Annotated in this window: 12 protein-coding genes; 2 read left to right on the top strand and 10 right to left on the bottom strand. The window is 69.2% G+C overall.

Features of this window, described 5'->3' with window-relative positions:
* Positions 1-16 precede the first annotated feature (16 nt).
* The 7 genes from ACOZ4I_RS12680 to ACOZ4I_RS12650 all read right to left on the bottom strand — a co-directional run bounded on the left by ACOZ4I_RS12680 (position 17) and on the right by ACOZ4I_RS12650 (position 9,119).
* A complete protein-coding gene (locus ACOZ4I_RS12680) occupies positions 17-907 on the bottom strand; it encodes a methyl-accepting chemotaxis protein (protein ID WP_424000076.1) in 891 nt (296 codons plus the stop codon).
* A gap of 76 nt (positions 908-983) precedes the next feature.
* Entirely contained in the window at positions 984-1,949 is a 966-nt protein-coding gene (locus ACOZ4I_RS12675) for a transcription initiation factor IIB (protein WP_424000074.1), read from the bottom strand.
* Between the two features lie 281 nt (positions 1,950-2,230).
* Complete coding sequence (locus ACOZ4I_RS12670) at positions 2,231-4,051, bottom strand: flippase-like domain-containing protein (protein WP_424000072.1); 1,821 nt, start codon at positions 4,049-4,051, stop codon at positions 2,231-2,233.
* A 93-nt stretch (positions 4,052-4,144) separates the two neighbouring features.
* On the bottom strand, positions 4,145-5,860 hold the full coding sequence (locus ACOZ4I_RS12665; protein ID WP_424000070.1) for a radical SAM protein: 1,716 nt from the start codon (positions 5,858-5,860) through the stop codon (positions 4,145-4,147).
* A 45-nt stretch (positions 5,861-5,905) separates the two neighbouring features.
* On the bottom strand, positions 5,906-6,250 hold the full coding sequence (locus tag ACOZ4I_RS12660) for a DUF4112 domain-containing protein (protein WP_424000068.1): 345 nt from the start codon (positions 6,248-6,250) through the stop codon (positions 5,906-5,908).
* A gap of 64 nt (positions 6,251-6,314) precedes the next feature.
* Positions 6,315-8,237, bottom strand: coding sequence for an ABC transporter ATP-binding protein (locus tag ACOZ4I_RS12655; RefSeq protein ID WP_424000066.1), 1,923 nt, complete (start codon positions 8,235-8,237; stop codon positions 6,315-6,317).
* An 84-nt stretch (positions 8,238-8,321) separates the two neighbouring features.
* Positions 8,322-9,119: a DUF429 domain-containing protein gene (locus ACOZ4I_RS12650; RefSeq protein ID WP_424000064.1), complete on the bottom strand. Its 798-nt coding sequence runs from the start codon at positions 9,117-9,119 to the stop codon at positions 8,322-8,324.
* 149 nt (positions 9,120-9,268) lie between these two features.
* Between ACOZ4I_RS12650 and ACOZ4I_RS12645 the strand changes: the two genes are divergently transcribed.
* Together ACOZ4I_RS12645 and ACOZ4I_RS12640 are read left to right on the top strand one after the other, a co-directional pair.
* Positions 9,269-9,427, top strand: coding sequence for a DUF7559 family protein (locus tag ACOZ4I_RS12645; RefSeq protein WP_424000062.1), 159 nt, complete (start codon positions 9,269-9,271; stop codon positions 9,425-9,427).
* Positions 9,424-9,966 carry an Hsp20/alpha crystallin family protein gene (locus tag ACOZ4I_RS12640; RefSeq protein ID WP_424000060.1) on the top strand — a complete coding sequence of 181 codons (543 nt, stop codon included), beginning with the start codon at positions 9,424-9,426 and terminating at the stop codon, positions 9,964-9,966. The genes ACOZ4I_RS12645 and ACOZ4I_RS12640 overlap by 4 nt, the downstream gene beginning before the upstream one ends.
* A 35-nt stretch (positions 9,967-10,001) precedes the next feature.
* On the opposite strand, the gene ACOZ4I_RS12635 is transcribed toward ACOZ4I_RS12640, so the two are convergent.
* From ACOZ4I_RS12635 to ACOZ4I_RS12625, 3 genes are read right to left on the bottom strand one after another with little or no spacing between them, the layout of a single operon-like run.
* Positions 10,002-11,102 carry an NAD(P)/FAD-dependent oxidoreductase gene (locus ACOZ4I_RS12635; RefSeq protein ID WP_424000058.1) on the bottom strand — a complete coding sequence of 367 codons (1,101 nt, stop codon included), beginning with the start codon at positions 11,100-11,102 and terminating at the stop codon, positions 10,002-10,004.
* Positions 11,103-11,888, bottom strand: coding sequence for a DUF7388 family protein (locus tag ACOZ4I_RS12630; protein ID WP_424000056.1), 786 nt, complete (start codon positions 11,886-11,888; stop codon positions 11,103-11,105).
* A 59-nt stretch (positions 11,889-11,947) separates the two neighbouring features.
* Positions 11,948-12,568 carry an NUDIX hydrolase gene (locus tag ACOZ4I_RS12625; protein ID WP_424000054.1) on the bottom strand — a complete coding sequence of 207 codons (621 nt, stop codon included), beginning with the start codon at positions 12,566-12,568 and terminating at the stop codon, positions 11,948-11,950.
* Positions 12,569-12,593 lie beyond the last annotated feature (25 nt).

Genomic DNA, 12,593 nt, shown 5'->3' with positions numbered 1-12,593 from the left:
GACTCTAGTCTTGCGGTTACTGCTCGTCGAGTTCGCGCTGCACTTCGTTGATCTTCGCCGTCTGCTGCTGGTTGGCGGCCGCGATCTGTTCGATCTCGTCGGCCACCTGCTCGGCGCTGTCGGCCGTCTCGTCGATCATGCTGGCGACCTCCTCGGTCGAGGCGGCCTGCTCGTCCGTCGCGGACGCGACCTCCTCGGCACTCCGTGCGGCCTCCTTGACCGCGTCGTCGATGTCACGCAGGATCTCGACGGCCCGGCGCACCTGCCCGATGCCCTCCTCGACCTCGTCGTTCGCGTGGTCGATGCTGGAGACGGTGTCCTCGGTGTCGGCCTTGATGTTGGCGACGAGCTGTTCGATCTCGGTGGCGTTCTGCTGGGACTCCTCCGCGAGGCTCTTGACCTCGTTGGCGACGACGGCGAATCCGCTGCCGGCCTCTCCGGCGCGAGCGGCCTCGATGGAGGCGTTGAGCGCGAGCATGTTCGTCTGGTCTGCGATGTCGTTGATGACCTCGACGATGTCATCGATCTCGTCGATGCGGTCGCGGAGTTGCTCTACGTCCTCGGCCACGTCGGTGTTGGCCTCGTCGACGGACTCCATCGCGTCGATGGCGTCGTCTGCCACCTCACGGCCCTCGTCGGCGAGGTCGCGCGCCCTGTCGCTGACCTGACGGACCTGACTCGCGCTGGAGGCGACCTCCTCGACGGTCGCCGAGAGGTTCGAGACCTCGCTCGCGACCTCGCGCATCGTGTCGGACTGGTCGTGTGCGAGTTCGCTGATCTCCTGTGAGCTCTGGGAGACGTCCTCAGACGTGTGCAGCAGTTCGTCGATCGCTGTTCCGATATCGGAGACAGATACGTCAGTCTCGCCGGCCAGTTGCTGACCGGTTTCGTCCGAATCTAAACCCATTTGCCGGAGAAAACAACGCCACCGCAGTAAACGTACCTCCGCAGTTATCACCCCTGATTCTACGTGCGGAGCGCTATCACGCGACCGGGAGGTCCTGCTCCGCTTCCAGCAGTTCGTGGTAGCGGTTGCGGATGGTGACCTCGGAGATGTCGGCGACCTCGGAGACGGCGGCCTGCGTGGTCTTCTCGTTGGTCAGGAGCGCGGCGGCGTAGACGGCGGCGGCGGCGAGGCCGACCGGCGACTTCCCGGAGTGGACGCCCTGTTCCTTGGCGTTCTGGAGCAGCTGGCGGGCGCGGTGCTCGGCCTCGTCGGAGAGTTCGAGCGAGGAGGCAAAGCGCGGCACGTAGCTCTCGGGGTCGGCGGGTCGAACTTCGAGGCCGAGTTCGCGGACGACGTAGCGGTAGGTCCGCGCGATCTCGCTCTTCTCGACGCGGGAGACCTCCGTGATCTCGTCGAGCGAGCGCGGGACGCCCGCCTGTCGCGCGGCGGCGTACACAGAGGCCGTCGAGACGCCCTCGATGGAGCGGCCGGGAAGCAGGTCCTCGTCGAGCGCGCGGCGGTAGATGACGCTGGCGGTCTCGCGGACGTTTTCGGGCAGGCCGAGAGCACTCGCCATGCGGTCGATCTCACCGAGGGCCTGCTTGAGGTTGCGCTCCTTGGAGTCCCGTGTCCGGAACCGCTCGTTCCACTTGCGGAGGCGCTGCATCTTCTGGCGCTGCTTGCCCGACAGGGAGTTGCCGTAGGCGTCCTTGTCGCGCCAGTCGATGTTGGTCGACAGTCCCTTGTCGTGCATCATGTTCGTCGTCGGCGCGCCGACGCGGGATTTCTCGTCTTTCTCGCTGGAGTCGAACGCGCGCCACTCGGGACCGCGGTCGATTTCGTCCGACTCGACGACGAGGCCGCAGTCCTCACAGACCGTCTCGCCGTGCTCGTCGTCGATGACGAGCGAGCCGCTGCACTCGGGACAAGCCGTCGATTCGGTCGATTCGGTCGACTCCGTCTGTTCCTCACGTTGCTGTCGCGTCAGTGTGTGTTCGCTCATTGGTTGCGAAGGCGGGTGCTCACCGGGTAGGATACGTCGTAAAACCCGGAGGCAGTCGGTAATACTGTGTTCCAACGAAAGTTATTAAACGGTTTCGGTATCCGATCAGAGAACGACCGCACACGTCACGAGACGTACGTTTGGGGCACTCACCCATGCCGATTAAAGTAACAATGATGAGGGTTCACGGCTCGCTGACGCGCTCACGCAAACCAGCTCCGTCAGTTCGGCGGTGACTCCCCGAAATCGACCGTTCCGGTGCTCGCCACTGCAGCGGTCCGTCAGTCGTTTGTCTCCGGTTCCACGGCGTCGGCCCGCCGGGACTCCTCGACCGCCGTCGTCAGCGAGACGTTGAGCCAGGCCATCGAGCCCAGTCCCCCGGCGATGGTGACGCCGTTCTTGACCGCGTGGTCGACGATGGAGACGCCGAGGGCGGCGGCGACGCCGACCGGCGTCAGCGACGCGACGATGACGGTGAACGCGCCCTCGTAGAGACCGATGCCCCCGGGCGTCAGCGGCAGCACCTTCGCGAGGTTCCCGACGCTGACGGCGAAGAAGCCGACGGCGATCAGCGAGGGCGTCAGCCCGTAGCCGAAGGCCTCGAAGACGATCAGCGCCGTGACCACGTCGAGCGTCCAGATGAGCAGGCTGCCCGCGCCGACGCGGGCGAAGGCCGGCCCGTCCGCGGCGACAGTCTGGACGTCGCCGACGAACCGTTCGACGACGCCCGCGACGTAGTCGGCGTAGGAGTCGTCGCTCAGGCGGCCGACGACCGCGCGGACGAAGTTCCGATCCGTGCGCGCGCTGCCGACGATGACGGCGACCGCTGCGATAGCCGCGAGACCGACCGCCCCGGCCACCGCGACGGCCGTCCGACCGCTGCTGGCCGCGTCGCCGCCGACCGATCCGCCCGAGAGCGCCGACAGCAGTTCGCCGGCAGATCCCGTCGCGGCCAGCCCGATCATGACGACGCCGGCGAGCAGCGTGATTGTCAGCAGGTCGAAGACGCGTTCGACGGCCAGCGACGCGAAGCCGCTGGGGTAGGGAATCGAGCGGCGTGCTTTCACGACGTAGGCCCTGACCGCGTCGCCAGCCCGTGCGGGGAACACGAGGTTCCCGGTCTGGCTGATGAAGATCGCCCCGGTAAGGAACTGCCAGCGCTCTCGATACCCCATCGAGACGAGGATGTCCCGGTAGCGGAGGCCCCGAAGCGGCCACGAGACGGCGTAGACGACCGCCGAGAGCGCCACGACCCCCGGGGCCGCGCCGGCCATCTCCACGAGCACTCGCTCGGGGTTCAGGTACTGCGTCATCAGGAGCAAGGCGAGGACGACGAGCATCGTCCCCGCGCCCAGCGACACCTCGCGCGTGATACGCGGGCTGACCGACAGTTCCCAGAAGGTCCTGAGGACCTGACTGCCCATACCGAAGACGTCCCTGACGATGTCGACCTTCGAATCGCCCTTGGGCGTCCAGTCGACCGGGAACTCCTTGACCCGGTAGCCGTCGCGCTGGGCCTTGACGAGCAGCTCAGTGTCCCAGAACCAGTGTTCGTCCTGCACGCGGGGCAACAGTGACTCAAGCGCCGTCCGGTCGAAGGCCTTGAAACCGCACTGGTGGTCTTTCAGGTCGGACCGGAGCACGGTCCGAACGAGCGTGTTGTACCCGAAGCTCGGGACGCCGCGCTTGGCCGGGCGGTCGGCGCGGTTCTCGGGCAGCCAGCGCGAGCCCGTCGCCACGTCGTAGCCCTCGACTCTGATCGCGTCGACGAGCTCCTGCAGGTGGTCCATGTCCGTCGCCAGGTCAGTATCGAAGTACACCAGCGTCTCGCCGTCGGCCCGCTCGAAGGCGTACTCGAGCGCCCCGCCGCGACCGAGGCGCTGGTCGCTGTGGATGTGGCGCACGCGGTCGTCCTCGCGGGCGAGCCGCGTCGCGATCTCCGGCGTCCGGTCAGCGCAGCCGTCCTCCGCGACGATGACCTCGTACGCCCCCTCGGGGAGGAAGTCGCCGAGCGTCTCAAGCGTTATCGAGACCGTCTGCTCGATGGTGTCCGCCTCGTTGTAGGCGGGGAGGACGACGCTCACCTCGACGCCGGAGCTCATTGCTCTATGGTTGCGAGACCGACACAAAAGTACCTTCTGTTCGGGCCGAACCGCCGGTCCCGGGTGAAATCGCCCCGCCCGGACACGGAGCCATCAGTCCGCTCCCTCGGGCGACTGCGCCGTCGCGAACTTCGCGAGGTCGTCGCCGACTTCGCCCACCGTCTGGTACGGCCGGCCGACGAGGATGTCGCCGGCGCGGCTCTTGCCGACGCCCGGGAGCGTCGCCAGCTCGGCCATCGACGCGCTGTTGAGGTCGAGCGGGTACGGGACGCCGGTCACCGAGCGGTAGCCGTGGTCGGTGACGGCCACATCGATGGTCCGCCCGAGGTCGCGCTCGCCGGGGATGCCGACCAGCAGCGGGTAGGTCCCCAGTTGCCGGCCGAACGTCTTGCCGTCCTGGTGGTACTCGAGGTGCACGTCGGGCAGGACGGTCCCCGGCGGCGCGACCCGCTGGAGCATCGGGTTGTCGATCTCCTCGCGGACCTCGCGCTTGTACTGCTTGAACAGCTTCTTGTGGTCGCGGGCGATCTCCGCGCCGGTGTCGGCCATGTCGGTCCCCTCGAAGGCCATCACCTGCCGGATGTTCACCCGGCGGAGCATCAGCCCCTCGTCGTAGACGCGCTGGAGGAACCGCTTGTTGTGCTCGAAGGTCTCTTTCGTCTCACCTTTCAGCCCGTGGACGAGGTTGATACCCGGCAGGAGCTTCGGGAGCCGACGGGCGGCGTCGTCGCCGAAGTTCGGAGCAGTATCCGCATCTCCTCCGGGTCGCCAGCCGGCCACCTCGTTGACGATCTTCACCGCCTCGAAGCACTGGTCGGCGGTGACGTTGAGGTTGTTGTCGCTCATCACGTTCGGGTCGGCCGACTCGAGTCCGAAGGCGGCGGTGTCGCCGGGCGTGTTGTGCTCTGCGATGATGCGGATCCCCTCGCGGGCCTTCTCTGGCCACTTCACGACCGTGATGGGGTTCATGTTGTCGAGGTGGAGCGTCTCAAGGTCCGGGGCCACCTCGCGGATACCGCCGTAGAGCTTTCGGAGCGCGTCTGGGTTCGGGGCCTCGCCGTCGCCGCCGTAGGCGAGGATGTCGGCCTGCCGGCCCAGCCGGAAGTGCCCGACGCCGTGGTCGGAGAGGGCGTCCACCTCGTCGACGACGCTCTCCGGCGGGCGAAAGTCCGGGTCGCCGTACATCGGTTCCGTGCAGAACGAACAGCGGTACGGACAGCCCCGCGAGGTCTCCAGTTCGCAGATGAGGTAGTCGGGGTGGTTCGGGTGCTGTTCGACGACGAACGCGCCGGCGCGGGCCCAGCGGGTCTCCTCCTCGACCGAGCGGTAGCGGTCGTTGAACCCCTCCAGCCCGGAGCCGACGAGGTCGGACACCGCGGCCTCCACGTCGGCCATCGCGAGGAAGTCGAAGTCCAGGTCGTCGCGCGCCGTCTCGCTCGCGCCCTCGTTGGCCTCGCCGACGCCGAAGCGGACGGGACCGCCCATCAGCGAGGTGCCGTTCGCCGTCCAGGCGAGCTTTCGCACCTCGTCAGGCTCGGCCGGCGTCCCGCCGACGTACTTGCCGGGCACGGTCATCCCGCCGACGTACACGAGCAGGTCCGCGTCCTCCACGTCACGCCAGTACCGGTTCTCCTCGCGGAGTTCGTCGATGGTGTGGTACGTGATCTGCTCGCGGGGGACGCCGGCGTCGACCAGCGCGCCGGCGGCGTACCGCGGGTACGTCGAGACGTACGGCGGGACCCCGAAGTGTGCTGGCTCGTCGACGTAGCCGTCGACGATGGTCACGTCGAGCGTCTCGGGGTCAGTCATACCCGTCGCTTGTCGCTCGACACTCAAAACCGTGTCTGGTCGGCCTCAGTCGTCGACGTCGAGCGCCGCGGCCAGCAGGGCCGCGTTCTTGACGTTGGCCTTCCAGTAGGCGTCGAAGAAGTCGCCGACGAAGGGGACGCTCCCGACCAGCGTGTCCAGCGCGACGTTGAACAGCATCCTGACGAGCGTTCGCTTGCGGACGCCCAGGCGGGCGGCTTCGGCGACGATGTACAGCGAGCAGAGCGTGGCGAGGACGTCGCCGACGAACGGGACGAGGCCCAGCAGCGGGTCGAGACCGACGCGAAAGCCGGTGCCGGGGACGCGGACGCTCTCGTCGAGCAGATGGGCGACCGTTCGGACGCGGCCCAGCGCCGGCGGTTCGGATACCATGTGCGAAACTCACGAGTGCCGGCGTCAAGGAAGTGTCGACCAAGCGAACTGTCTGTCGGACGGCTCAGTCGTCGGCGCTGACCGCACGGTCGTCGGCCTGTGCGTACCAGAGGTCGGCGTACTCGCCGTCGGCCGCGAGCAGGTCGTCGTGCGTCCCGCGCTCGACGATCTCGCCGTCGTCCATCACGACGATGCGGTCGGCGTCCCGAATCGTCGACAGCCGGTGGGCGATGACGAACGCGGTGCGGTCTGCGACCAGTTGCTCGATGCTCTCCTGAATGCGGTCCTCCGTCTCCGTGTCCACGTCGCTGGTCGCCTCGTCGAAGATGATGATTTCGGGGTCGTTCAGCAGCGCGCGGGCGATGGCGACCCGCTGGCGCTGGCCGCCCGAGAGCTTGACCCCGCGCTCGCCGATCTGCGTGTCGTAGCCGTCGGGCAGGTCGCTGACGAATTCGTGGGCCTGGGCGGCGCGAGCGGCCTCGCGAACGCGGTCGCGGGCCGTCTCCCATCCGGCGTCCCGTGCCTCGTCGTCCGATTGCTCGGCGTCGAGCACGTCGCGGTCCCCGTAGGCGATGTTCTCGGCGACGGTCCCGGAGAACAGGTACGGCTGCTGTTCGACGACGGCGATGTCGCGACGGAGCGCCTGGAGACCGTACTCGCGCACGTCGACGCCGTCCACGCGGACGGCCCCCTCGTCCACGTCGTGGAACCGGGGCAGCAGTTTCAGCAGGGTGGACTTCCCGGCCCCGGTCGGCCCGGCCAGCCCGATCGTCGCCCCGGCGGGCACGTCGAGCGAGACGTTCCTGACGACCGGCGGCTCGTCGCCGTAGCCGAAGGTCACGTCGTCGAACCCGACCGAGCCGTCGACGTGCTCGGGCTCGTACGGGTCCGCCGGGTCGGTGACTTCCGGTTCCTGGCCCAGCAGGCCGAAGACGCGCTCGGCGCTGGACTTGGCGAGCTGGTACTTGTTCGCCGACTTGCCGACGCGGCGCATCGGCGAGTACAGCCGTCGGATGTAGAGGAAGAAGGCGGTGAACGCGCCCGCTGACAGCGCCGCCTCGCCGTCGGGGCTGGTGACGAAGTCCATGCCCGCGACGTAGAGAATCAGGACGAACACGACGCCGGTCAGCAGGCGGAGCCCGGCGAAGAAGGCCCGGCGGACGCGCAGCGCGGCGACCTTCTCGTCGTGGTAGGTCTGGCTCTGTTCGGTCACGCGCCGCCGTTCGAAGTCGTAGCGGTCGAAGGCCTTGATGACCGCCGCGCCGCTGAGGTTGTTCTCCAGGCGGGTGTTGAGCCGCGAGACGGTCTGTCGGATCGAGCGGTACCGCGGCTCGATCCACGTCAGGAAGAACCCGCTCGCCACGCCGATGATCGGAACCGGCGCGAGCGCGATGAGCGCCAGCGTCGGCGAGTACGTGTAGAGGACGACGGCGATGCCCCCGACGGTCGCCACCACCCGGATGAGCTGTCGGAACTCCGTGTTGAGAAACGACTCCAGCCGGTTGATGTCGCTGTTGAGTATCGACATCATGCCGCCGGTCTGGTGGTTCGCGAAAAAGGACAGCGAGAGATGCTGGAGGTGGTCGTAGGTGTCGTTTCGCAGGTCACGCTGGATCTTCTGGGCGCTGGACTGCAGGAGGTACCGCGATCCGAAGCGGGTCGCGGACCGGACGAGGTACGCGATGGCCGCGATGGCGACGAGCCGCTGGAGGAAGGCGATGCGGGCGGCCTCGCCGGTGATCTCGCCGGGCGGCAACAGGCCCGCGTCGGTCAGCAGCCCCGGCCTCCCGCTGTTCAGGACGACGCGGTCGATGGCCGCGGCGACGATGATCGGCGGGACGAGGCGGGCGAAGCGGGTGCAAAACGCCGCCAGCACGCCGACGGTCAGCCGGAGCCAGTACGGCGACGCGTACCCGACGAGGGAGACCATCGGGTGGCCGTCGACGTTCTCACGGACGCCCTCGAAGCCGCCGTGGTCGTCGGGCATAGACGGCCATTGGCGCGGAAACTGAAATATGGCGGGCTTCGTCGCAGCCGTCCCGGCGGCTCGGTCGCGCCCGCAGCGTCGCGATCAGACGTAGATGTGCCCCTCGCTCTGGGGCCCGGACAGCGGCGGCGCGACTCCGTCGGCGAGGCGGCCGGCGGAGACGGCAGCGGCCAGCGAGTCGAGCGCGTCGTGGCTGTCGAGGTACGCATCGCGGTGCTCGCTCAGCGCGACGCTACAGGCCTCGACCGCCGCGACGTTGGCCTCCCGGCGCGGCCGCGCGCCGTCGGCGTCCTTGTACCCCTCGCGGTAGCACCCCAGCCAGCCGAAGGTCGCTGCGGGGTACACCTCCGCGACCACCGTGTCGGCGTCCCCATCCTGCATCGGAATCACGGCCGTCGCGTCGTCGTCTCGAAGCTTCCCGAGCACGTCGCGGACGCCGTAGAACGTCATGCTCCGGGTGCGGTTGGTGTACGGACACAGCGCGCCCCGGCGGAAGTCCGTCTCCCGGCGGACGTCGCGGCTCCCAGCGGTCATCTCGGCCGTGTGTCGACAGACCTCCGACAGCGACTCGGGGTCGGCCGGTCCGCCGGCACTCGCCACCCAGTCGACGAATCCCGACCAGGAACCGCCACACTGGGCGTCGAGCAGTGCCTGCGGGAGGCTGAAGGGAAAGTCGAGACCGACTGCATCGACCTCGTCGTCGGCGATGCGGTCGACCAGGCCGGCGTGAGTCGCCTCCCGGTCGCGGCCCCACTGGTCGGTCCCGCGGTAGCAGTCCTCGACACGCAATCCCTCGGCCGTCGGCGTCGCCTCGGTGACCCAGAGCGCGTCGCCGGCGGCCGCCGCACCGCTGAAGTCCACACCGAGGACCAGTGAACACATACCTGCCAGTTCGATGGAGCCGATATCAATGTTGGGACGTAGCGGTCCGACCGTTTCCAGCGTTCACCGGCACCGGTCGCGCCGCGAGACTCGGCTGGGGCCTCGCCCCGTCCGTAAGGGGTTTGTCCGCGACGGACCAACGGAACACTATGCCAGCCACGATGGAGGTCGTCTGCACGGACGGCGACTGCGAACTCGACATGTTCGAGATGCACTACACGTACGACATGCCGGACGATGTCGAACTCGCGGCGTTCTCGTGTCCGTACTGCGGCGGGACCGAGTGTCTGGACGAAATCGAGCTATGATCCGTGACATCGGGTCGTCCATCGGCAACGCCATCTTCGAGAACATCGGGCGGGCCGCGAGCCGCGTCCAGGAGAACACGTCCCTGCCGTCGGACCTGCTGGAGTCCGACGACGCCTACCTCGTCGTCTTCGACACCCCGGGCGCGACCGCCTCCGACATCCAGGTTCGCTACGTCGACGACCGCGTCGAGATCCGCGTCGACCGCTTCCGGGAGTTCTACGAGGGCTTCGAGATGCGGTATCCCGGTCGCGGGCTGTCGCTCGACGGGAGCGTCACCCTCCCCGGCGACGCGAAGGTCGACCCGGAGACGGCCCGGGCGACGCTCAAGAGCAACGGGACGCTCCACGTCCGCGTCCCGAAAGCGGACGAAGCCGTCGAGGACGACGCGGACGAATCCACCGAGCACGCCGAGGACGACGACGCCGACGCCGCCGAGTCGATCGAGCAATCGAGTGACGAGACCGACGTGACCGTGGCCACCGAAGACGTCGAGGCCATCGACGGAGCCGACGATGCGACCGACGAGACCGACGACTGAGCGGCTGTTTACGTTTTCTCACGCTGTATTATCACTCACCAGTCGCGCGTCGGATCACCGAGCGCCGTGAACTCCTCGGACCCGTCGAACCGCTCCGGGTCGACGCGGCCCGGCAGGTGTTCTGAGAGCGGATTCGGGCGGTCGAGCACGTCGGCCGCGAGGTACTCGCCAATCGCCGGGGCGCGCATGAGGCCGTGGCCCTGCCACCCGGTCGCCACCCAGAGGCCGTCGCCGACCCGGCCGACGAGGGGGTCGCCGTCCGGCGTCGCGGTGCAGAGGCCGGCCCACGACCGTTCGCACTCCGGGTCGAGCGTCGTCGCCCGCACGACGCGCTGCAGACTCCGCTCGACGAATTCCGGGTCCGCGTCGCGGCTCCAGTCCGTCGGGTCGACCTCGTGGGCCCCGTTCCCGACGAGCAGGCCGTCGCCGTTCGGACGCCAGTAGAACTCGGCCGTCGCGTCGTAGAAGGACGGCAGTTCGGCGGCCACCGGATCGGTTTCCATCGCCTGCGCCCGGTAGGGCTTCACCGCGAGCGAGACGCCGACGGTCGCGACCAGCGGCGCGGTCGCCTGGCCGGCCGCGACGACGACGGCGTCGAAGTCCCGCGTCTCGCCGCCAGTCTCGACCGTCGTCGGGGACGCGAGCGACGCCGCCGTTCCGGTCTCGATGGTCGCGCCGGCCTCGCGGGCGCAGTCGGCGAGGGTCGAGACGACGCGCTCGGGGTCGAGGAGGCCGGCATCGCGAGCGAGTCCCGCGACCTCGACGCCGTCGGTGACGAGCGCGGGATAGCGTTCGCCGAGCGCCGCCGGCGACAGCGTCTCGACCGCCACGCCGTTCGCCCGCATCTGGTCGACCTGCTCGCGGACCGCCCGCGCGTCGCAAGCGTCGCGGGCCACCCAGACGTACGGCCGGGGCTCGAACAGGTCCAGGTCGCGGTAGCGGGCGAGCGCGGCCCGGGCGACGCTCGCGTCCACGTCGTCGGCGAACGCGTCGTAGCAGATGCCAGCCGCGCGCCCGGTCGCACCGCTTCCGAGTTCGTCTCGCTCGAACACCGTCACCGACGCGCCGCGGCGCGCGAGCGCACCGGCGGTCGCCAGGCCGACGGCCCCGCCGCCGACGACGGCGACGGCGGTCATCTACGGGAGGAAGGGCTCCAGCCCGCGTGCCGGGTAGCCGACGACGGTGTCGACGCCGATGTCGTGCAGTCGCTCGGTTCGCTCGGCCACCGTCTCGGCCGACCCGACGAGCGCGTAGTCACGGACGGCCTGGGCCAGTACGTCGCGGGCGCGCCCCGTCGCGCGACTGTCGGTCGGCGCGCCCTCGGGCAGCGCTTTCCGGACCGGCGCGCGTCGGGCGGCGTAGTCGCCGACGGCGTCCAGCACCGCGTCCTCGCTGGTCGAGAGCACAAGCGGCGCGTACACCGCGATCTCGTCCTCGAAGCCCGCCGTCCGGAGCGTCCGCACGTCGCGGGCCGTCGTCCGCGAGAGGAGTTCGTACTGGGTCCCGCCGACGGCGAGCGCGAGCCGTTCGATGCCTTCCGTGCCGACCCACGGGTCGTCTGTCTCGTCGGCGGCGGCGCGCAGTCGCGGCGCGACGGCGCGGCCGGCCTCCTCGTCCGAGAGGTAGGCGCTGTGGCCGGCGACGAGGACGCGCTTCGCGCTCGCCGGGAGCCGGTCGACCGCGCTCGCGTCGTCGAGCGGGTCGTAGCCCTCGGCCCGGACCGGCGTGGTGACGCGCACGTCTGCGTGGTCGGCCAGCCGCTCGACGGTCTCCGGGGCCGGCACGTGGTCGGCTCCCTCGTAGTCGATGGCGAGGGTGTCTACGTCGAGGTCGACCGCGCTGGACACGTCGACCTCGGTCGGTTTCAGCGCCACCGCGTCGATGCCGGCCGCGGCGAGTCGCGGGCCCGTGAGCGAAGTCATTCAGTTAGCCTAGCAAGTGACCGGGGTCCCAAATTCCTGTCGTTCTCGTCCGCCGCCGGTCACTGCACTTCGTCGCGCACGCTCGGCGGCAGGTCGTCGTCCGGGCCCGTGTAGCGGTCCGGCTCTGGCGGCACGTTCCAGTCCGTCGCGAGTTCGAGCAACTGGACGAGCATCCGCGCGGTCGCCCCCCAGACGGTGTAGCCGTCGACGTAGAAGAAGTGGAGCCGAATCTCGCCGTAGTGGGGGTGGTCGCGCTGCTCGGACTCGTAGTTGTCGCGGTCGGTCAGCTCCGATACCGGGAGCGTCACGACCTCCGCGACCTCCTCGTCCGACGGCTGGTACGTCCGGTCCGGGATTCGCGCGACGAACGGCCGGACCGAGTACCGCGTGATCGTCCGGATGTCGTCGAGGCGGCCGACGACGTTGACCGCCATCGGGTCGAGTCCGATCTCCTCGTTGGCCTCCCGAAGTGCCGTCTGGAGCAGGTCATCGTCCTCTGGCTCGTAGCCGCCGCCCGGGAACGACATCTGCCCGGGATGGTCCGGCAGGTGGTCGGCCCGCTTCGTGAACAGGATCGACTCGCCGTCGGCGCGGCTGACGACCGGAACGACGACGGCCGCCTCCCGCGGCTCGTCTTCCACGGTGACCGGCTCGTGGGCCGCCACCCGGTCGAACTCCATACCACGTCGTAGGCAACGGGCGGCC

Source organism: Haloarcula salina, assembly GCF_049603855.1.
GTDB classification, from domain to species: domain Archaea; phylum Halobacteriota; class Halobacteria; order Halobacteriales; family Haloarculaceae; genus Haloarcula; species Haloarcula salina_A.
Note: the sequence above shows the minus strand (reverse complement) of the source record. Positions and strands in the feature narration are given on the sequence as shown.

Excerpts from the sequence above, each read along its gene's own strand:
- ACOZ4I_RS12630 (WP_424000056.1), bottom strand. The coding sequence starts at position 11,888 with ATGACTTCGCTCACGGGCCCGCGACTCGCCGCGGCCGGCATCGACGCG.
- ACOZ4I_RS12650 (WP_424000064.1), bottom strand. The coding sequence starts at position 9,119 with ATGTGTTCACTGGTCCTCGGTGTGGACTTCAGCGGTGCGGCGGCCGCC.
- ACOZ4I_RS12670 (WP_424000072.1), bottom strand. The coding sequence starts at position 4,051 with ATGAGCTCCGGCGTCGAGGTGAGCGTCGTCCTCCCCGCCTACAACGAG.
- ACOZ4I_RS12675 (WP_424000074.1), bottom strand. The coding sequence starts at position 1,949 with ATGAGCGAACACACACTGACGCGACAGCAACGTGAGGAACAGACGGAG.
- ACOZ4I_RS12640 (WP_424000060.1), top strand. The coding sequence starts at position 9,424 with ATGATCCGTGACATCGGGTCGTCCATCGGCAACGCCATCTTCGAGAAC.
- ACOZ4I_RS12625 (WP_424000054.1), bottom strand. The coding sequence starts at position 12,568 with ATGGAGTTCGACCGGGTGGCGGCCCACGAGCCGGTCACCGTGGAAGAC.
- ACOZ4I_RS12660 (WP_424000068.1), bottom strand. The coding sequence starts at position 6,250 with ATGGTATCCGAACCGCCGGCGCTGGGCCGCGTCCGAACGGTCGCCCAT.
- ACOZ4I_RS12645 (WP_424000062.1), top strand. The coding sequence starts at position 9,269 with ATGCCAGCCACGATGGAGGTCGTCTGCACGGACGGCGACTGCGAACTC.
- ACOZ4I_RS12635 (WP_424000058.1), bottom strand. The coding sequence starts at position 11,102 with ATGACCGCCGTCGCCGTCGTCGGCGGCGGGGCCGTCGGCCTGGCGACC.
- ACOZ4I_RS12665 (WP_424000070.1), bottom strand. The coding sequence starts at position 5,860 with ATGACTGACCCCGAGACGCTCGACGTGACCATCGTCGACGGCTACGTC.
- ACOZ4I_RS12655 (WP_424000066.1), bottom strand. The coding sequence starts at position 8,237 with ATGCCCGACGACCACGGCGGCTTCGAGGGCGTCCGTGAGAACGTCGAC.
- ACOZ4I_RS12680 (WP_424000076.1), bottom strand. The coding sequence starts at position 907 with ATGGGTTTAGATTCGGACGAAACCGGTCAGCAACTGGCCGGCGAGACT.